Source organism: Aquabacterium sp. (assembly GCF_030652515.1).
Lineage (GTDB): Bacteria > Pseudomonadota > Gammaproteobacteria > Burkholderiales > Burkholderiaceae_C > Aquabacterium.
In genome coordinates, this window is the sequence record NZ_JAUSAR010000054.1 from 1 (window position 1) to 19,793 (window position 19,793).

Sequence of the window (19,793 nt, forward strand, 5' to 3'; positions counted from 1 at the left end):
AGGTCGGTATCAGCCTTGCGCGGCCAACCGGATGGGGGGCTGATCGCAGACGCTGTCCACCACCTGGCTTTGTCGCAGGTGCTCCAGCTTCAGCAGCAGTGCATGGGCATGTGCGCTGTCATCACCTGCCAGGCCAGGCTGAAGAGCCTGCACTTCCTTGATCAGCAAGCGCAGTTCCTGCACGATGGCCCGGTGGGCACGCTTCTCGATGGCGCACAAGGCGTCGGTTGCAGTGGTCATGGGAAATTCCTTCCGTGGGTGTGCCGCACTGCCACTCGGGCAGATACGGGCGAAATGGGGGAGGACGCGGCATGCACCACCAGCAGATGGGCAGGCGCGTGGGTCGATCTGGGCTGGGCCAGGGCGCTGGCCCCGGCACGGTCAAGACGCGGTGGTCTTGACGTGCGGGCAATCAGGCTGTCTGAGACACAGCATTGGGCTTTGACGGCTCTCCCGAGGTGGCGGATGGCGCGTCCTTGGGCACAGAAGCTTGAGCTTCAAAAGACGAATGAGCCTGGGCAAACTCCGGCGCTTTCTTCAGGCGCTTGACTTGGGTTGCTGCCGGTTCGTTGGCAGTAGGTGGCAGGCATTCAACGGCGATGTCGCCGCCTTGGAGCAGCATGTGGCGAAGTGCCAAAGCTGGCGCAACAAAAACGCCATGGAACAGCCAACGCACGAACTGACCGATGCGCCTGTTGCGTGCGGCTGTGGCTTTGTGTGTCCGCAAGGATTGCTTGCAGCACAGGTACAGGGCCAGGTGGTTGCGCTTCATCATCGGGTCAGCTTCCAACTGGGCCATGACTTCGGCGGCCATGACGGGGTCCTGACCCACGCGGCGGTAAAAGCCCATCCAGGCACGAGACTCCTCAATCTCGACACAGCTGCGTTTGGGGCGAGCGCGAGACGCTTCATGATTCATGGTGTGAACTCCAGAAAGGAGGAGGGCACACCTATCCCGGCGGGGAGACGGTGGACTCCCCCAAAGGGTTGCGTGGAAGTGCAGCACAGCCGAATGGCCGAGGCACATGAAAGACGGTTCACATCCCATGAAGTCGAGGGCTCCCGATCAATCGGGCTTGACTTCAATGGGATGCGAACGCGGGTGAACACAAGTTGGGCGAGACCGGGGAGGTCTGCGCGTCATTTCGTGTTTGACCCGAACTGCAGGCGAGGTCAATCGCCACGGTGTCAATGTGCTGATGCTGGACCACAGTCAAGTGGTTCAGGCGGCAGCACGGTAAGCCATGACCTGTTCGACCTGTCGCGAGACAGGCGGCGCAGGCTTCAGCAATGCGGGTAGCACTGCAGGACGGATCACAGGCTCGCGGGCAAGCCCGGAGCCACCCAACAGCACGCAAATGGCGCGCGTTTCCCTTGTCGCATGAGGGCATGCGTTCATGACGTTCTCCTTCAGGGTGTGAAGGGGAACGCCTCGTCCCGATGGGGAACATGGTGGTTCCCCAACTTGGGATGCTTCAGCCTTGGCGGTTGAAGCGGCTCGGCGGCGGCACGGTGAGGTGCGCCGATGACACGGTGTTCAGCATGAGGGCTGAAAGAGGCACAAGGCCATTGACATGGCCAGGCTGAACCGAGGTTCAGCTTCTACAAGGCAGGTGACGACTGCGACGCCAGCAAAGCTGGACTTCAGGGAGACCTAGATCTCCATTGAAGGCTGCGTGAACGCGATGTCCACAGGTAGCCGTTGCAGTATCGATTCGCTCTGCATTTTTCTCAATCCATGAAGCCAAGGTGAAAGGAAGCACCATCTACAAGGCTTGGCAAATGGCATCGCTTTTCCGTGGCCGATTGGCGCTCAAAATTGGTCTGAGCAAGCAACAGCGCCCTAGGTGGCTTGATGGCGCATGGGCGACAGATTTTTGCCGAGGCGAAGCTCAGTCAAAGCGTTTCAAATACCGAGAAAAGACCCAGCCTTGCACGCTGGATGCATGGTCAGGGCTGGTCCATGAAACGAGCGTGAAATCCTTTGTTTTCTGTAGAACATGCACGGCTTGGCCAAAGTGAAGCTGACCTATGGCTGGGGACCGGGCCGATGCGCTTGAGCGAACCATCAGGGACTTGGCGGCAACGTAGCGGTGGTCGCTCAAGAGCCGCAGATCACCCACGGTATCCGAGGCAGCTTGCTTGACCGCTTTGTGCGCATCTTGGCGAGGTTTTTCTTCCAGCAACTTCTTGACGTAGAAGTCGCCGATAGGCGCCAAGAACGCATTGAGCAGCAGAAACACCATGGGAACAACGATGAGCCACAGCACCTTCTGCAGCTTGGGCTCGCTTGTCTGGGCGATGGCCGCCAGGATTTGTTGAAGTGCAGCTTCTGGGGTGGCTTGTTCAGCAGCCTCGTGTGCAATGGTCTGCATCGCCAAGGATGCTTGTGCCTTGAGTTTGGCGTCCAACTCCTGCCAAACGGCGCTGAAATCGGTGCTCTTGAGGCTGTCGTGAAAGCCTGACCTGGCGATGGAATCGACGAGCGCCTTTTCAGTCAGTCCTTGAAACGGTGCTTGATGTGCCAGCAGGTTCTTTCGGATGTCTTCGAATGGGTCCTTCCATGCCTTGGCCATGTCCATTGCCGCCCGCAATGCGCTGCCTTTAGACATCTCGTCAACCATCCGCATCAACTCAACCGAAACGCCGCTCGACGCGGCGTCAATTTGCCGTTGAAGGTCGCCAAACAGCGCCGTGTTGCCTGTAATTGAGCGGGCCGAGGCAAGGATGTCGGCGTATGGTTTGCCCAACATCTGCGCGTGACTCAATTGGGCCTCGCGGATCGCCGCAGCATGCGCGCCAAGTCCCGCGTGCTGGCCCAAGATGCGTTGAAGGTCACCCACGGGCCCAAGGGCTTCGATGTGCTTGCGCCAGCCTGAGGTGAGGTCTGAGGCCTTCATCAAGGATTGCACCAATGTGTCGGGCAGCTGCCGATGCCAATCCAAGACGCCAAGTTTGCCGATGTCCGCCATGTTTTTTGCCTGGTTCATGGACGCGTATTTTCACCGATCAAGCTCTACATTGTCCGCTCTGGGCTTAAGGGTTGCTTTTGCGGGAGACGCTACCTGTAGTGCTTGAGAACGTTCTGATAACTAGATATGGTGTTTCTGGATCATTGCAGCTGGTGCCAATGTGGGAGCCAGCCCCTGATTTCCCAACTTCAACGAATTCACAGACACGCATGGCCAAGGTTTTCTTTTCCTACTCGCACGACGATGAGGCATACCGGGACCAACTGGAGAAGCACTTGGCATTGCTCCGGCATGAAGGGTTGATTGAATCCTGGCATGACCGTCGGATCCTGGCGGGCGCCGACCTCAACCAGGTCATTGACGACCAGTTGAACCAGGCGGATGTGATCTTGCTGTTGGTGAGCGCGAGTTTCTTGTCATCACGCTACTGCTACTCCATTGAAATGGCGCGGGCGCTGGAGCGCCAGAGCAGGGGGGAGGCGCAGGTCGTTCCCGTGATCGTTCGGCCTTGCGATTGGCAGCAACCGCCGCTCAATGGCCTGATGGCTGTCCCAAGAGACGGCAAGGCCATCACCACGTGGGCCAACCACGATGAGGCTTACACCGACGTGGCGCGCAGCATCCGGTCGTTGGTGACGCAACTAGGCGGGCGTACGCACGTCGCGGGTGCGCCCAGCAGGGCTCAGCCGCTTGCAGCGGCCAGCGCTCTGCCATCAGAACAGGTGTCTTTGCCTCGATCCAGCAACCTGCGCCTGCGCAAGGAGTTCACCGAGCGTGACCAGGATGCATTCCAACATGCCGCCTTCGACTACCTGGCCAGGTTCTTTGAGGGCTCCCTGGCCGAGCTGCAAGCCAGAACGCCTGGTGTGGAGGGCGTGTTCCGGCGCATTGATGGCAACGCCTTCAGCGGCGTCGTTTACAAGGACGGCAAGAAACTCAGCCAGTGCGGGATACGGCTTGGCGGAGGGGGATTCAGGCAGGGTGGCATCACCTATTCTTCTGATCCATCGGCACCCAGCGGCAGCTACAACGAGATGGTGATGGTTGAAAAAGACGACCAGGCCATGTACTTCAAACCCCTGGGGATGGCGATGCACGGAGGGCGCTCCGACAAGTTGACTCAAGAGGGGCTGGCTGAGTTTTTCTGGGAACTGTTGATCAAACAACTCCAGTGATGTTGCGCGGGCTCCGCACTGAACGCGCAGCCCACATTCGGTGATCCAATCAGGCCTTGGTTGGGTGGAAAATCATGCCCATCGCGATTTCCCCCGATTTCCCAGGTATTTATGGATCACGCTGCACATAACAAGATCGTCTCGTTCATCTGGTCCATTGCAGATGACTGCTTGCGCGACGTTTTTGTACGGGGCAAATACCGTGACGTGATCCTGCCCATGTTCGTTCTGCGCCGCCTGGACTGCTTGCTTGAGTCGAGCAAGGCGGGTGTGCTCGAAGAAGTGCGGTTCCAGCAAGAAGACGCGGCGATGGCTGATCTGGACCCGCACGGCCTGCGCGATGCGTCTGGCTACGTCTTCTACAACACGTCCAAGTTCACGCTCAAGAGCCTGCTGGGCAACCCCACGCAACTGGAAGCCAACCTCAAGAATTATCTCGACGGGTTTTCGGACAACGTGAAGGAAATCGTCGACAAGTTCGACCTGCGCAACCAGATCCGCAAGATGGCGCAGTCCGACGTGCTCCACGACGTCATCGAAAAATTCGTCTCCGAAGAAATCAACCTCAGCCCGGATGATCGCAAGGGCCCGGATGGCCGCACACAGCCTGGCTTGTCCAACCTGGGCATGGGCTACGTGTTCGAAGAGTTGATCCGCAAGTTCAACGAAGAGAACAACGAAGAGGCCGGTGAACACTTCACGCCGCGTGAGGTCATCAAGCTGATGACGAACCTGGTGTTCATCCCCGTCAAGGATCAGCTTCCCAACCCGCTGACCATTTACGACCCCGCTTGCGGCAGCGGTGGCATGTTGACCGAGTCCCAGGACTTCGTGACCGACCCTGAAGGCGAGATCAAGGCCAAGGTGGGCGTCTTCTTGTACGGCAAGGAGGTCAACCCCGAGACCTATGCCATCTGCAAGTCCGACATGATGATCAAGGGCAACGACCCCGAGAACATCCGCTTTGGCTCGACGCTGGCCACCAACGATTTCTCTGGCAAGCGCTTCGACTTCATGTTGACGAACCCGCCCTACGGCAAGTCATGGAAGAGCGACCAGAAGAGCATTGTTGAAGGCAAGGAAGTCATTGACCACCGCTTCCAGGTCAACCTGTCCGACTACACGGGCGAGCGCTTTGATTTTTACCCGGCCATCCCTCGCTCCTCAGATGGGCAGTTGCTGTTTCTGATGGAGATGGTGGACAAGATGAAGCGTCGTGCCGACAGCCCTGTGCGGTTTGCCGGCTCGCGCATTGCATCGGTCCACAACGGCTCGGCCCTGTTCACCGGTGATGCAGGCAGTGGCGAGAGCAACATCCGCCGCCACCTGATCGAGCACGATTACCTCGAAGCCATCATCCAGCTGCCCAACAACCTGTTCTATAACACCGGCATCACCACCTACGTGTGGCTGCTCACGAACAACAAGCCTGCCAAGCGCCAGGGCAAGGTGCAGTTGATCGACGCGTCCAACCTATTCCAGAAACTGCGCAAGAACCTGGGTGAGAAGAACTGCGAGTTCACCGACGAGCACATTGAGCAGATCACCCAGTTGTACCTGACCATGCCGGCGGATGGCATCTCGAAGGTCTTCCACAACCGGGACTTCGGCTATTACAAAGTCACGGTGGAGCGCCCATTGCGGTTGGCAGCCCAGTTCACACCCGAGCGCATGGCCACCTTGCGCTACACGCCGGGCATGCAGGAGATCATGGAATGGGTGCACGGCAAGTATGGCGAAGAGGTCTATACCGGCCTGAAGGCCCATGCCGAGGCCATTGAGAACCACCTTGAGCGCGAAGAAATCACCCTTTCGCCCAAGAGCCGCAAAGAGCTGTTGTCTGAGACCACTTGGCTGGCGCAGCGATCCATCATGCAAGCCGCTCAGCAATTGGCTGGGGTGATCGGCAGTGCGGAGCACCTTGATTTCAATGTGTTCGAAGCCCTGGTGGACGATGCCATCAAAGCCTTGGGCCTCAAGCTTGCCGCGAACGAGCGCAAGCAGATCCTGAACGCCGTGAGCTGGCGAGACCCGCGCGCAGCCAAGGTGATCAAGAAGCGACACCAGCTCAACGCAGCCAAGCTCAAGGACTTGTTGGCCGAACTGAAAACCACGGCCGACAAGCTGGCCGACCATGGCTATTGGCCTGCAGAGGTGCAGGCCGCCGCTGAAGCCAAGGGCGGCAAGAAAGCGGCTAAGGCGGGTGAGTACATCGAGTACGAACCCGACAGCGAGTTGCGCGACACCGAAAACGTGCCGCTGTCATTGGACACCCGCCTGGCAGCCTCTGGCGTCATCCATGATTACTTCATCAAGGAAGTGCGCCCTCATGTGGGCGAGGCCTGGATCGCGCTGGACAAGACGGTCATCGGCTATGAAATCAGCTTCAACAAATACTTCTACCAGCACAAGCCATTGCGCAGCCTGGAAGCGGTGACCCAGGAAATCCTGGCCCTGGAAGCCGAGACGGATGGCCTGCTCAAGGCCTTGGTGGCTTTTGTGGGGGCGGGGGCATGAGCCCGCGCAAGGTTGTGGCGCCCCAGGCAGCGGCCTTGCCTGGCGAGTTGCTGGGCCGTGTCGTCACCATTCTGGAAGATGCGCGCCAGCGCGTCGCGCGCACGGTCAACAGCGAGATGGTGCTGGCATACTGGCTCATCGGGCGCGAGATCGTGCAGGCGCTGCAGGGCGGGCAAGATCGGGCGGGTTATGGCCAGAGCCTGCTGGACGGACTGGCCTCTGAGTTGACCACCCGCTTTGGGCGCGGCTTCTCAGCCACCAACCTCAAGAACTGCCGTTTGTTCTACCAGGCCTACGCGGAGCGCCATCCCGAAATTCGTCAGACGGCGTCTGACGAATCGAGCCCCACGGGGTTTCTGGCTGAACTGTCGTGGTCGCACTATGTGTTCCTGACGGGCTTGCGCAATGCCGACGAGCGCCGCTTCTACGAGATCGAGGCGGCCCGTGGCACCTGGACGCTGGCGCAGATGCGCCGCCAGTTCGACAGTGGCTTGTTTGAACGCCTGGCACTGAGCCGCGACCCACAGGCCATCGGGCAACTGGCTGCAGAAGGCGACCTGATTCAAGCGCCCAAGGACCTCATCAAGACGCCCTATGTGCTGGAGTTCCTGGGCCTGGAAGAGCGCAGCAGCTATTCAGAATCCGACCTTGAAGCGGCCATCATCAACAAGATCGAGCACTTCCTGCTGGAGCTGGGCAAGGGCTTTTTGTTCGAGGCCCGGCAAAAGCGCTTCACCTTTGAAGAAGAGCACTTCTTCGTGGACCTGGTGTTCTACAACCGCCTGCTGCGTTGCTATGTGCTGATCGACCTCAAGCTCGGCAAGCTGACCCACCAGAACCTGGGGCAGATGCAGATGTATGTGAACTACTTTGACCGCTTCGTGAAGCGCGACGACGAGCACAAGACAGTCGGCATCATCTTGTGCAAGAAAAAGAACGACGCGCTGGTGGAGATCACGCTTCCCCAGGACGCCAATGTGCACGCCTCGGAATACCAGTTGTATTTGCCCAGCAAAGACGAGCTGCAGCAGCGCTTGCAGGAGTGGGCGGCCGAGAGCGCCGTGGCGAGTGGTCCAGATGGCAGCCAGCCTGCAGCCAGCAAGAAGGCGGGCAAGTGATGCGGCGGTATGAGCAGTACGCTCCGAGTGGCTTCGAATGGCTTCGCGATCTACCGTCGCATTGGTCCATTCTTCGCGCCAAGTATGTTTTTCGGGAGTTCGACGACCGCTCCGTGGCCGGTGACGAGGAGTTGCTATCGGTGTCGCACCTGACTGGCGTCACCCCGCGTAGTGAGAAAAACGTCACCATGTTCATGGCCGAGGACTACACCGGGGCCAAGCTCTGCAAAAACGGTGACCTGGTGATCAACACCATGTGGGCCTGGATGGGGGCTCTGGGCGTGTCCAGCACCACTGGCATCGTCAGCCCGGCATATGGCGTGTACCGACAGCTTGAACAACGCCTGCGCCCTCGGTACATGGACTGGTTGTTCCGCACGCCCATGTATGTGGCTGAGTACACGCGCCGATCCCAACGAGCCGATCTTCGAGTTCGGACGTTGCCTGGTGCATCTGGCCGCAGACCCTGACGAGGTCTACATGTGCACTCGCCTGGCGGGCAAGGACAGCAACTTCCTGCCATTCAACAAGGGCGTGGACCACGGCAAGGGCAACCCGGTCAACCCGAACGGCTATAAAACAGCCTACCTGTGGGAAGAGATCCTGGCGCGCCGCAGCCTGAGCAACATCATTGAGCAGTTCGCCAAGTTCACGGTTGAGAAGGACAAGAAGACGGGCAAGGAGCGCAAGGCGCTGTACTTCCCCCGTTACCAGCAGTTGGACGTGGTGCGCCGCATCTTGGCCGACGCCCAGCAGAACGGCGTGGGCCTGAGCTACCTGATCCAGCACTCGGCGGGCTCGGGCAAGTCCAACTCCATCACCTGGCTGGCGTACCAGTTGGTGGAGTTGTACAACCAGGCAGGCACGGCCAATGTGTTTGATTCTGTGGTCGTGGTGACAGACCGGCGCGTGCTCGACACCCAGCTCAAGGACAACATCAAACTGTTCTCCGAAACCAAGAACATCGTGGCCCACTGCGAGAGCGGGCAGGAGCTGAAGTACAACCTGGAGGCGGGCAAGAAGGTCATCATCACCACGGTGCAGAAGTTCCCCCGCATCGTTGAAGGCATGGACGCCCTGACGGACCGACGCTTTGCGGTGATCATTGACGAGGCCCACTCATCTCAATCGGGCACCAGCGCCGACAGTCTGAACGAGGCCATTGGCGGCGAAGACGCCGAAGCGCCCGAGGACATCCAGGACAAGATCCTGGCTGCCATGGCGGGCCGCAAGATGAGCAAGAACGCCAGTTACTTTGCGTTCACGGCCACGCCCAAGCCTGCCACGCTGGAAAAGTTTGGCCGCCAAGGCGCCGACGGCAAGTTCTACCCCTTCCACCTGTATTCGATGAAGCAGGCCATCGAGGAAAAGTTCATCCTCGATGTGCTGGAGAAGTACACCACGTACAAGAGCTACTACGAGGTGCAGAAGTCAGTCGAAGGCAACCCGCTGTTCGACACCGCCAAGGCCCACAAGAAACTCAAGGCTTTTGTGGAGGCCAGCCCCAAGACCATCGAAGTGAAGGCCCGCATCATGGTCGATCACTTCATGAGCAGCGTGTGGCAGGCCAAGAAGCTCAAGGGTAAGGCCAAAGCCATGGTGGTCACCCGCAACATCGAGTGCGCCATTCGCTACTTCTTCGCCATCCGCACCGCCTTGCAGGAAGCCAACGCGCCATTCAAGGCGCTGGTGGCGTTCTCTGGCGAAAAGACGGTGGACGGCGTCAAGTACACCGAAGACAGCATCAACGGCATCGCCGTGCGCGACCTGCCCGACGAGTTCGAGAAGGATGACTACAAGATCCTGGTGGTGGCCAACAAGTACCTGACTGGCTTTGACGAGCCCATGCTGCACACCATGTATGTGGACAAGAAGCTGCAGGGCGTGCTGGCGGTTCAGGCGTTGTCTCGCCTCAATCGCTGCAACTGGAAGCTCGACAAGCGCGATACCTTTGTGCTGGACTTCTACAACTCGGTGGACGACATCAAGGCCGCCTTCGATCCGTTCTACACCGCCACGTCGCTGAGCGAGCCCACCGACGTGAACGTGCTGCATGACCTGAAGGATGCGCTGGATGCCTTTGGCATCTTCGATTGGAGCGAGGTGAAGAGCTTCAACGAGAAGTTCTTCGCCAGCGCACAGGCAGAGGAACTGGCGCCGATCATCGACGCAGTGGTGGCACGGTTTGATGCCGATCTTGACGATGAAAAACGCATCGACTTCAAGATCAAGGCCAAGCAGTTCGTCAAGATCTATGCCCAGGTGGCGGCCATCTTGCCGTTCAACAACGTGAACTGGGAGATGCTGCACTGGTTCTTGAAGTTCCTCATCCCCAAGCTGAAGGTCAAAGATCCCGATCAGGACAAGTTGGACGAGTTGCTCAACAGCGTGGACCTGTCGACCTACGGCCTGGAGCGTTCGCGTCTGGAGGTCAAGATCGGCCTGGATGAATCCGAGGCTGAACAAGAGCCAGCCAACCCCAATCTGCGCGGTGCGCACATGGGGGAGGGCGATAAGGATCCGTTGGAAGACATTGTGCGCACCTTCAACGAGCGCCACTTTTCAGGCTGGGAAGCAACGCCGGAAGAGCAGCGGGTGAAGTTCATCAACATCGCCAAGCACGTGGTGGCGCACGTTGATTACCGCGCCCAGGTTGAAGACAACCCTGATGCACAGAACAGGCAGTTGGCCTTGGAAAAAATCATCCAGCAGGCCATCAGCATGGAGCGCAGGCGGGAACTGGACTTGTACAAACAGTACGCCTCTGACCCGGATTTCAAGCGCGCATTTGACACCAGTATCTCCCGGTTGATTTCCAGTGGTGGCTGGATGAACCGGCCTTCTGCCTGAGCGGCCTTGTCATCACATGATTGCTTTCGATCCCAACACCTGGCTGATGTATGAAGGCCTTTCCAACTACGGGCATGGCGTCTCCCCTGCACCTGTGGTGTCTGTCGCCACGTTTGTCCAGGCGGAAGCAGACTGGCGCCGTGTGCCTGCCAGTGGTGCCTTGCGGGATGCGTCGTGCGTGTTCCGTGAAGACTACTTTGACCCTGTCAGCCGGATTCGGCGGGGCAGGTTCTACGAGGTGGCAGGGCGTTCTCAGCCTGACGACTGGCGCGTTCACAAGCACCCTGTTGTTGCTGAAGACATTGGTCGTCAGGAGCCAGATGGTCGGTTCAAAAAATCCTTGATTTCATTCAGCCCGATGGGCAATGTGAGCCAACGCTTGGTGACCACGCCACGCACGCTGGTGGTGCTGGGGGCCGGCTCGGCCGTCACCGTCTGGAACATCGTGTCGGTGGAGCGTGCTGGCAATGACGAAGACTTGGTCACGATGCGTGCACGCTCGAACCTCGGCTTTCTGCCGGATCTTGTCCTGGATGCCATTCCGTCGGCAGCGAGAGAGCGCGTCAGTGCCGCCGTCATCAAGGTGGTGGACGGGGCTCACCGATCCAGCGGCATCACGGTGGTGGATCTGTGCCGCGATGCGATGGGTGTGATCTTGTCCGCTCACCTTCATCTGGATGCCGGTGAGGATGCGAAGGTCATTGAGAAAGACCTTGGCGCGCTGATTGCGAAGCTGCCACCGGAATCAAAGCTGTTTCGTGCGGCGGCAGATGTGGTCTGTAAGCTCCACCCCAGGGGCAAGTCCAATGAGCAACAGCGCCTGGGCACCCGTGACGTCACGGACGCTGATGGTGCCTTTGCCATTGAGGCTCTGGGGTTCGTGCTTCGTGATCTGGGCTGGGCGCGATAGGCCAAAACCTGGCCTAGGCGCGCAGCGCAAGTATTTGCCAGTGTTCTGATGTCGATGTCATCTTGGAGTTCTTGTTGGCTACCTCAACTCAACGCCCAGTCGTTTTTGTGTCGTACAGCTGGTCTTCCCCCGCGCATGAAGATTTTGTCGAATCACTGGCTTCTAAATTGATGGCCAACGGCGTGATGGTGCGCCTCGACAAATGGGATCTGAAGGAAGGGCAGGACAAGTTCGCCTTCATGGAGAGCATGGTCACTGACCCCGAGATTTCAAAGGTTCTGGTGATCTGTGACTCGCACTACAAGGCCAAGGCCGATGCGCGCAAAGGCGGGGTGGGCACCGAGACCGAGATCATCTCGGCGGAGATCTACGGGCAAGTCAAGCAAGAGAAGTTCATCCCCATCGTGGTGGAGTACGACGCCAACCGGCAGGCCGTGTTGCCCACGTTCATGAAGTCGAGGATCTACATCGATCTGTCGAACGACGATGTGTACGGCGACGGGTTCGGTCAGCTCTTGCGCGCCATCTACGACCGGCCCAAGTACAAACGGCCAGAGTTGGGGGCTGCGCCTGAGTTCCTGGATGACGCACTCGCCACGGCGATTCCGGTGCGTGAGTTTCAGGCCCTTCGCAGCGCTACGGAGGAAGGCAAGGCGACGGCAGATGGCCTGGAGGCGGCTTACGTCAAGCAGTTCCAGCTGGAGCTTGCAAAACTCTTGGTACCCAAGGAGACAGCGGATTACGACGATGAAATCGTGGCGGCGATTGGCCGCGCGAAGCCTTTGCGAGATCAGTTTGATCAGTACGTGTCCATGAAGGCTGCGTTTGGGCAAGACACCCCGAAGGCCTGGCGGCGGACACTGGCGCTGCTGGAGCACGTATTGTCTTTGCGCACCCCGCCTGAGGGCATGAATTCTTACCGAGAGGAGTGGTTTGACATCTACCGCTTTTTGGGTTGGGAGTTCATGTTGTTGACCGTCGGGGCGTTGCTTCGAGAGCATGCCTGGCAGACCTTGAATCAGGTGTGCAGCGAGGTCTTTGTTTTTGACCGTCACGGCGACCAGCGTGATCGCAGCTTTCTGGAGTTTGAAGCCAACCTCCGATCGTTGGACGAGCGACGAAACCGGCGACTTGGCTTGCGCCGCATCTCCATTCAGGCCGACTTGATCCACGACCGTATCGTCGCTGGCGGAACAACGTTCACAGAGATCATGCAGGCCGATGCCTTCCTGAGTTTGCGTTCGCTCGTACAGCAAGTCGAGGGGCGAACGCGTGAATTCTGGTTTCCGCGCACGCTGCTGTACCTGGATCGCAATGGCCTGCCTCTGTACCTAAAGGCCGGTGGGGCGGCCATCAAATCGGGTCTTCTGACGGCACTCGGCATGGCCGATTCGAAGGAATTCAGCGTGCGATTTGAGAGAGCAGCGGCAGGGCAAGACAACTTTGCCAATTGGCGCATGGACAGCCAGCGAATTGCATTGCGCTCGGCAACGAACGTGGCCCAGTTGTCAACCTAGTGCGAGCCACTTAGGCAATCGGCCATCGCAAAGCGCTGGCTGTATGCGGACCTGGTCAATGCGCTCAAAAATGTGGCAAGCCAGGTTTGCAAGGCTTGGCCTGAAGGAAAGTGGGCCTCCAAAGGGCCGAAGGCCCCGACTTATCCCCAGAATTTGTGGATAAGCCGCATGACTTGCGATGAGCCTCGGGCGTTCATGTCTCGGTCAAGGCCTTGGCTTCCAGGCGCAGGCGCGTGGCCTCGTCCAGGGCTCGGCCCTTGAAAGGCAGCAGGCCAGGCACGATGCGGCGGTAGATCGCGTAAGAACCTGGGTGGTGGCGCAGGATGCGCTTCTCTTCGATCCGGCTACCAATCACCAGGTACAGCGTGATGCACACGGCGCAGACGAGCCAGGTGTCGGTCAATGGTTGCGTCCAGATGAGCACCAGCATCAGGAAGTACCAGGGGTGGCGGATCCAGCGGTGCCAGGGGCTGAAGGTGAGCGGCCAGGCATCGACCCTGAACCCCAGAAATCCAGCCAGCGAGTAGAACTTCAGAGTGTGGATGAAACCCACCAGCGCACCCATCATGAGTGCCAGGCGGCACCAGTGCATCCAGTTGGGCTCATGCCAAAGGCTTGTGGCTGGAAGGCTGGCCCAGATGACGAATGGCAAGGCCACCATCGCCACAGCAATCGCGTTGTACGCCAGCCTGCTGTGACGCCCAAACAGCGGCTCAAGCGTCTTGCCTGCCAGCAAGCTGTGGGATACGCCAAAAAGCAGCCAGCTGGCCGCAAGGAGCGACAGGGGGTAGGGGAAAGGGGTGTTCATGTGCTCGTGTTGCGATGAAATGGGCGCAAGGCGCCGGCCGATGCATTCCTTGAACGCCCAGGCCAGTCAGGGGGAGACAGACTCATGGGCATGGTGGGGTGTGTGCGGGTGAACTGGACGGCGGGGCATTGCCAGGCGCAGCTCGGAATAGTGATTCAGAGTGCCCCATTGCTCGACATCCCCGATCACATACAGACGATGCTTGGCCCGTGTGATCGCCACATTCAGCAGATTGGGCTTGCCTGAGGCCCAGGCTCGGGCACCGGATCCGGCTTGCCCAGAGGCCGTGCCCAGCACCAGGAAAACGATTTCTGCCTCCTTACCCTGAAAGGTGTGCACGGTGCCGCACTCGATCTGGCCCAACCCTGCATCCTTGATCCGCTTGATGCAGGCGTTCTTGACCTTGCGAAACGGCGAGATCACGAACACCTTGGCGGCCTTGTCCTTGCCTCCGGCCTTCCTGGCAGGTGTGAAGGCCGGTTGCTGCTGAAGCTGCCGCAGGCAGTTCACCAGGACATGGAGTTCGTCTTCGATGACCGGATGGCTGGCACGGGTGGCTCGCACGTCCAGCCAGGCGCTGTCACCGAGCACGCAGGTGAACTTGGTTTTGTCTGGCTGGCCTAGTTCGTCAACGCGGCCGTGCACCATCTGTTCGGCGTATGCAATGCGGTTGGACACGCTGAACATGGGATCGTCGCAGCGGCGATGCGTGCGCAATGGCATACCGGTCCAGATGGGCTGAGCCTTCTCAGCGCCCAAGCCGTCTTTCGTGGCTTGGCTTGCGACCCAGGAGCCATGGCGGGTGACGCGGTCGGCCAGGGTCTGGACCGACTCGTCGTTGGGCGACCACATGGGGTCCACGGCGTGGCGGCGGCGGAACTCTTCGACCAGCATCAAGGGCACGGTGAACACGGGTTCGATCTGCAAGGGGTCGCCCACGAGGACCGCCCGCTGACTGCGCCAGATAGCACCGGCTGCAGATTGCGGGGTGGCTTGCCCTGCCTCATCGATCAGCAACCAACCCAGGCTGTCCTGACCCATGCCAGCGAACAGACGGTCGAAGGAGGCGAGGGTGGTCGAGACCACCGGCACGATGAAAAAGAAGGCGTCCCACAACAGGGGCCGTTGCTCCAGGGGCAGCTTGTCTTTCAGCGAACCGGTGAGCATGCCGTTGACGGCGCGCAGGTTGCCGATGAACTTGCCTGCGTTGGCCAGCACCGTCAGGCGGTGCAGTTCCATGGCTTGCAGGAAGATGCGGGCCCGCAGTGCATCCAGAGCGGGACTGACCGCCACCGACGCGCGATGGCGCTGATCGGCGGGCAGTTGCCAAAAGCTGGCATCGGGGAAGTGCAGTGCCCCAGCGTCGTATCCGGCTTTCAGCGCACGTTGGTGACCTTGCAGTTCGCGCTCGGAACCCCGCAGTGTCAAGACCTGGGCGCGGTGCGCCTCGCGCTGTTGCTCCAGCCGTGCTTCGGCCATGGCGCCATCCTGCGCCAGTTGGGCCAGCGCTTCGGCGGCTTGCGCCAATGCCCGCGTGGGCTCGACCAGTGTGGCGCGCAACGCCTTCATGCGTTCGGTGTCCTGCCCAAACAAAGCGCACAGTTTGTCCCACAGCTTGGGCAGGCATTGCGAACGCGCCTGGTCAAGCGTGGCCCGGCGGGAATCGACCAAGGCATGCTGGATGGCCTTGTTGTCCTGAAGCTGCGCGAGGTGGCGGCTGGCTTGCTCAATCGCTTGCGCCTGGGCCTGCGCGGCATCACGCTGGGTATTCACCCGCTGCAGGCAGGCATCGATCCGCTGAGCCGCCTTTTCGGCCTGGAGCAAGACGCCACGGCGTGCATCGAAGTCACCCAGCAGCGCCAGGAAGGACTTCTTGGCCGCATGCCATTCGCCCTGATAGCGTGTGTAGTCGTTGCTGGCGGCTTCCAGCAGTTGTTTGATCGTCGGTGGCAACGGATCGACGGGTGTAGGCGTGGTGGCTTGAGCGGTCGCACCTGGGGCATCGCCTTCTTGAGCGTTGCCGGGCGATGGCGTTTCGGTGTTGGGTGCCTGACGTGGTTCATCCCGAAAAAATCCCCGGGCGAAAGAGCAGCGGTTGCCGGCATTGCCCAACGCGGCGGCCACCAGGCCCCAGCAGTCGATGGGTTGCTTGTCGTCGTCCACCACCTTCTGGGCCGCGAACACCTCGCGGATCACTTCGTCGAAGTAGGTGGCCGAGGCAAACTCGCTGTTCACCTTCGCGCGCGCGGGCAGCTCCTGCGTGATGTTCTTGACCACGTTGTTGTTGGTGCTGGTCACAACGATGGACGAGCCGCCCACCACCTTGGCCTTGAGCGGGAAGAAGTTTTTGCCCGCCACGCTCACGCTGTCTTCGAACAGTTCGATGGGGCGGCTCAGCGCGGCAATCTTGCGCGCGCGCTCGGTGATCACCTCGGCAATCACATCGCACAGCAATGTGGTTTTGCCCGTTCCTGGTGGGCCGTTGATGCCCAGCGTGCCGCCATCGCGTCCCAAGGTGCTGAGAACCTGGGCCACCGCAGCTTGCTGAGCCAGCACCAGTGGGGCCTCTGGTGAGGCTGGCCAACGTGCGCTGGGCAAGCGGGCCACGCTCACGAGTGCACCCATGACCGCGTGGTCGTTCAGGATGTCGATGCGTTGTTCTGGCGCTATGGGCTCGCCCAGGAAGGTGCTCAGGGCTCTGCCAAAGGGCTTGTTCTTGCCCGCCTGAGTGATCAGGCGGTTGAGGTCATCCAGGTAGAAGGAGTTCAGGTAGTCGATGGCGGCGTTGAGGCTGTCATCAAGGAAGCGGCGTTTGACCCGTGACACCCGAACCACCACACGCCAGTCCAGGCCTGCCGCATCGGCCCCCGGGCCCAGCAGATTGCACACGGTGCGCAACTCTTCATCCAGATCGCTCCAGGTCAAGGGGCTTGGCGCTGGTGGGGTGTCGGGCTGGACAGTTGGCGGCGTTTGCTGCGCGTCGGTGGCGACCGGCCGCAGGTGGTGGCGTCGTTGTCCGAACTCATCCGTGGCACGTGCCAGGCGGGCGTTGACGTTCTCCAGCGGCTCCGAATGCCACAGCGCATCGACCCCATGTGCAAAGCTGGCAGGCAGGTAGCTGTCGAGCTTGGGGTGGCCATCTTCGTTGGCGACGAAGGCAGCAAGCCAGCCGTTTCCGGTTGCGCGCTGGCGCTCGCGCTCACTGAGGTCTTCGTCAGGGAACACCGATTGCAGCATCAACCGGGAGAGGTCCTCCGTGTCGGCCACGCCCACATAGACGACATGGACGTAGCCATGCTCTTGTGTTGGCTGAAAGTGAGGGTGTTGCCAAGGCAGGACATCGCCGCGTCTGAGCGTGACGATCTTGACTTGGTCGCTGCTGTCCTTGGCCGATGGTGCGGTCGGGATGTTGAAGACTTCCAGGTCACGCCAGAAGCGCAGGACAGAAAGCGGAGCGGTAGCCGATGCGTTCAACGAAAGACCTCGTCGGTGAATATCGGCGCGTACTTACAGCGTGTCCTGACCGATCAAGGGTGGGCGATCTGCGCGCGTGGCAACCAGACCGAAACAGTGGAAATGGTACAGCGCTTCAAGCCAGGGCTGCGTTCCTAAGTCCATTGTGGATCGATGGGTGGAAGGGGTCTTGGGCACCCATGAACGATGCTCGATGACGGCCTGTGGACGACCTCAGTCCACGACCCTTGATTTCAGCGGGCCGGATGAGATTCTGAATGCATGGACACGCACAAGGCATGTCCCTCAACCGTGCAGGAGCCCCCCATGAAATTCACCAAGGCAGAGATCGATGCCCTGATTGCGGCATCCCCCCGTACCACCGCCCCCTTGAACAAGCTGGTGCTGTCGGCAGACCATCAGGTGCGCGCAGGCGGCAGCACCAGCAAGATGAGCATTGCCGAGTTGGCCGCGTCCATCCTGGACTGCGGCGTGTTGCAGAATCTGATCGTTGTCAAGGGCCCACGCGGCCTGTTTGAAGTGTGCGCCGGTGGCCGTCGCCTGGAGGCACTGAACCTGCTGATGAGCAACGGCGACATCCCCGACAACTACCCCGTGCCCATCCTCATCGTGCCCGCCGACAAGGCGCTGATGGCTAGCCTGTCCGAGAACATCTTCCATGTGCCCATGCATGCCGCCGACGAGTACCTGGCATTCTCGCGCCTGTTGGGCGAGGGCAAGTCCGTCGAGACGGTGGCTGCGGCCTTTGGTGTCACGCCCCTGGTGGTCAAGCGCCGCATGAAGCTGGCAAGCGTGTCGCCCAAGCTGATGGACGAGTTCAGGGCGGATGACATCAGCCTGGAATGCCTGATGGTGCTGGCGTCGGTCGATGACCACGAGAAGCAGGAACAGGCCTGGGCTGGCTTGCCCCAATGGAACCGCCGCCCCGACTACCTGCGGCAATTGCTGACGCAGGGCGACATTGAGTCCGACCGTGACCCGGTGGCGAAGTACGTGACGCTCAAGGCCTACGAGAAGGCCGGTGGGGCCACACGCCGTGACCTGTTCAGCGATGACGACAAGAAGGCTTACCTGTTGGACGCGCCATTGCTGGAACGTTTGGCCGTAGAGAAACTCAGCAAGAAGGCCAAGCAGGTGCGTGCCGAAGGCTGGAAGTGGGTGGACGTGCGGGTGCGCTATGACCGTGACGAGTACACCGGCCACGCCCAGTTGCGCAAAGTACGGCGTGAACCCACGGAGCAAGAGGCCACTGCGCTGGCGGAATTGGAAGCTGCGATGCAGGCTGTGCAACAACGCCTGGAGGTGCTGGACGACATGGACGGCGATGACGCAGACCAGGATGACGGCGCGGCATACCAGGAGCTTGAAAGCGAGCAAGCCGCCTTGCAACTGCGGCTCAAGGCCCTCGACGACGAACTGAGCGTGTGGCCCGCTGACCTGATGGCACAGGCCGGGTGCGTGGTCCACGTGGGGCACAACGGCGCGGCCTCGGTGAAATGTGGCCTGATCCGCCCGGAGGAACGCAGCGCCGTTGCCCATGTCCTGACCCAGGGCGCAGGGCAGGCAGGCGAGGGCGGTTCGCAAGGCGACATGCTGTCCGGCCCACAGGCGAAGGTTCGCCCGGTTCACTCCGACAAGCTGATGCGCCGCCTGACGGCACACCGTGTCGCCGCCGTGCAGGCCGAGTTGATTGCACGGCCCGATGTGGCCCTGGTCGCGCTCACGGCCCAGTTGGCGCAGAAACTGCTCATGAGTCGCGACTATCGCTACCACGAGCAGCCTCAGGTGCTGGATGTCTCGGTCACGGACAGCCAGTCTGCACTGCAGTCCGCAGCCGATGACATCGAGGCCAGCCCGGCATGGCTGCGCATGGAGGCTGAGCGCAGTGCCTGGGCGCAGAAACTGCCCCAAGACCTGGATGCCGTGTTCCCTTGGCTGCTGGCACAAGATCAAGCCACGGTGCTTCAACTGCTGACGGTGGTGGTGGCGTGCTCGGTCACCGGCATTCAGGGCGTGGAGTCACCCAGCCAACGCACCGATGTGCTGGCAGAGGCCTTGGGCCTGGACATGCGCCGCTGGTGGACAGCCAATGGCCCTTCCTACCTGAACCATGTGTCCAAGAGCCGCGTGGTGGACGTGGTCACCGAGGCGGTGGACATCAACGCGGCAGCACCGCTGGCCGGTATGAAGAAGGATGCCGCCGTGGTGGCCGCTGAGTTGGCCTTGGCGGGCTCCGGCTGGTTGCCGCCATGCCTGAGGGGCCCGTCCGCCTCGGAAGCGGCAGCAGACGAAGGCGGGGCTGCCAGCCTGGACGACTCTCAGTCTGAGGTCAATGAACTTGCCGAGTCAGCAGTCTGAGTCAAGGACATGCACAGCTTGCCCAACGCCGACGGCGCAGACATGGTTCTGCGCCGTCGGCGTTCGTCATGACACTGCTTTTGACGTTGCCTCG

The 19,793-nt window shown here is 60.4% G+C and carries 13 protein-coding genes; 8 read left to right on the forward strand and 5 right to left on the reverse strand.

Annotation, left to right across the window (positions count from 1 at the left end):
* Positions 1 to 9: 9 nt before the first annotated feature.
* The 3 genes from Q7V20_RS06700 to Q7V20_RS06710 all read right to left on the reverse strand — a co-directional run bounded on the left by Q7V20_RS06700 (position 10) and on the right by Q7V20_RS06710 (position 2,822).
* Positions 10 to 240, reverse strand: coding sequence for a hypothetical protein (locus Q7V20_RS06700; RefSeq protein ID WP_125244018.1), 231 nt, complete (start codon positions 238 to 240; stop codon positions 10 to 12).
* A gap of 172 nt (positions 241 to 412) precedes the next feature.
* Entirely contained in the window at positions 413 to 919 is a 507-nt protein-coding gene (locus Q7V20_RS06705) for a hypothetical protein (RefSeq protein ID WP_304788470.1), read from the reverse strand.
* A 973-nt stretch (positions 920 to 1,892) separates the two neighbouring features.
* Complete coding sequence (locus Q7V20_RS06710; RefSeq protein ID WP_304788472.1) at positions 1,893 to 2,822, reverse strand: SH3 domain-containing protein; 930 nt, start codon at positions 2,820 to 2,822, stop codon at positions 1,893 to 1,895.
* 359 nt (positions 2,823 to 3,181) lie between these two features.
* Between Q7V20_RS06710 and Q7V20_RS06715 the strand changes: the two genes are divergently transcribed.
* The 7 genes from Q7V20_RS06715 to Q7V20_RS06745 all read left to right on the forward strand — a co-directional run bounded on the left by Q7V20_RS06715 (position 3,182) and on the right by Q7V20_RS06745 (position 13,059).
* On the forward strand, positions 3,182 to 4,147 hold the full coding sequence (locus Q7V20_RS06715) for a toll/interleukin-1 receptor domain-containing protein (RefSeq protein WP_304788474.1): 966 nt from the start codon (positions 3,182 to 3,184) through the stop codon (positions 4,145 to 4,147).
* A gap of 111 nt (positions 4,148 to 4,258) precedes the next feature.
* Positions 4,259 to 6,664 carry an N-6 DNA methylase gene (locus Q7V20_RS06720; RefSeq protein ID WP_370652417.1) on the forward strand — a complete coding sequence of 802 codons (2,406 nt, stop codon included), beginning with the start codon at positions 4,259 to 4,261 and terminating at the stop codon, positions 6,662 to 6,664.
* Positions 6,661 to 7,782, forward strand: coding sequence for a YhcG family protein (locus Q7V20_RS06725; RefSeq protein ID WP_304788478.1), 1,122 nt, complete (start codon positions 6,661 to 6,663; stop codon positions 7,780 to 7,782). The genes Q7V20_RS06720 and Q7V20_RS06725 overlap by 4 nt, the downstream gene beginning before the upstream one ends.
* A complete protein-coding gene (locus Q7V20_RS06730) occupies positions 7,782 to 8,252 on the forward strand; it encodes a hypothetical protein (protein WP_304788480.1) in 471 nt (156 codons plus the stop codon). Before Q7V20_RS06725 ends, Q7V20_RS06730 begins: the two co-directional genes overlap by 1 nt.
* Positions 8,170 to 10,632, forward strand: a complete 2,463-nt coding sequence (locus tag Q7V20_RS06735; RefSeq protein ID WP_304788482.1) for a type I restriction endonuclease subunit R — start codon at positions 8,170 to 8,172, stop codon at positions 10,630 to 10,632. Before Q7V20_RS06730 ends, Q7V20_RS06735 begins: the two co-directional genes overlap by 83 nt.
* A 16-nt stretch (positions 10,633 to 10,648) precedes the next feature.
* Positions 10,649 to 11,542 (forward strand): hypothetical protein, encoded by an 894-nt coding sequence (locus Q7V20_RS06740; protein WP_125244009.1) that lies wholly within the window; start codon positions 10,649 to 10,651, stop codon positions 11,540 to 11,542.
* A gap of 74 nt (positions 11,543 to 11,616) precedes the next feature.
* On the forward strand, positions 11,617 to 13,059 hold the full coding sequence (locus Q7V20_RS06745; RefSeq protein WP_304788485.1) for an SEFIR domain-containing protein: 1,443 nt from the start codon (positions 11,617 to 11,619) through the stop codon (positions 13,057 to 13,059).
* Positions 13,060 to 13,252: 193 nt separating this feature from the next.
* Here Q7V20_RS06745 and Q7V20_RS06750 read toward each other — a convergent pair whose 3' ends face one another.
* The gene (locus Q7V20_RS06750; RefSeq protein WP_304788487.1) at positions 13,253 to 13,867 is read right to left on the reverse strand and encodes a hypothetical protein; all 615 of its coding nucleotides are present in this window, start codon (positions 13,865 to 13,867) and stop codon (positions 13,253 to 13,255) included.
* 66 nt (positions 13,868 to 13,933) lie between these two features.
* Complete coding sequence (locus Q7V20_RS06755; RefSeq protein ID WP_304788489.1) at positions 13,934 to 17,341, reverse strand: ATP-binding protein; 3,408 nt, start codon at positions 17,339 to 17,341, stop codon at positions 13,934 to 13,936.
* Positions 17,342 to 17,647: 306 nt separating this feature from the next.
* On the opposite strand from Q7V20_RS06755, the gene Q7V20_RS06760 reads away from it, so the two are divergent.
* Positions 17,648 to 19,699: a ParB/Srx family N-terminal domain-containing protein gene (locus Q7V20_RS06760; protein WP_304788491.1), complete on the forward strand. Its 2,052-nt coding sequence runs from the start codon at positions 17,648 to 17,650 to the stop codon at positions 19,697 to 19,699.
* Positions 19,700 to 19,793 lie beyond the last annotated feature (94 nt).

Excerpts from the sequence above, each read along its gene's own strand:
- Q7V20_RS06715 (WP_304788474.1), top strand. The coding sequence starts at position 3,182 with ATGGCCAAGGTTTTCTTTTCCTACTCGCACGACGATGAGGCATACCGG.
- Q7V20_RS06720 (WP_370652417.1), top strand. The coding sequence starts at position 4,259 with ATGGATCACGCTGCACATAACAAGATCGTCTCGTTCATCTGGTCCATT.
- Q7V20_RS06750 (WP_304788487.1), bottom strand. The coding sequence starts at position 13,867 with ATGAACACCCCTTTCCCCTACCCCCTGTCGCTCCTTGCGGCCAGCTGG.
- Q7V20_RS06725 (WP_304788478.1), top strand. The coding sequence starts at position 6,661 with ATGAGCCCGCGCAAGGTTGTGGCGCCCCAGGCAGCGGCCTTGCCTGGC.
- Q7V20_RS06735 (WP_304788482.1), top strand. The coding sequence starts at position 8,170 with ATGTGGCTGAGTACACGCGCCGATCCCAACGAGCCGATCTTCGAGTTC.
- Q7V20_RS06705 (WP_304788470.1), bottom strand. The coding sequence starts at position 919 with ATGAATCATGAAGCGTCTCGCGCTCGCCCCAAACGCAGCTGTGTCGAG.
- Q7V20_RS06760 (WP_304788491.1), top strand. The coding sequence starts at position 17,648 with ATGAAATTCACCAAGGCAGAGATCGATGCCCTGATTGCGGCATCCCCC.
- Q7V20_RS06740 (WP_125244009.1), top strand. The coding sequence starts at position 10,649 with ATGATTGCTTTCGATCCCAACACCTGGCTGATGTATGAAGGCCTTTCC.
- Q7V20_RS06700 (WP_125244018.1), bottom strand. The coding sequence starts at position 240 with ATGACCACTGCAACCGACGCCTTGTGCGCCATCGAGAAGCGTGCCCAC.
- Q7V20_RS06730 (WP_304788480.1), top strand. The coding sequence starts at position 7,782 with ATGCGGCGGTATGAGCAGTACGCTCCGAGTGGCTTCGAATGGCTTCGC.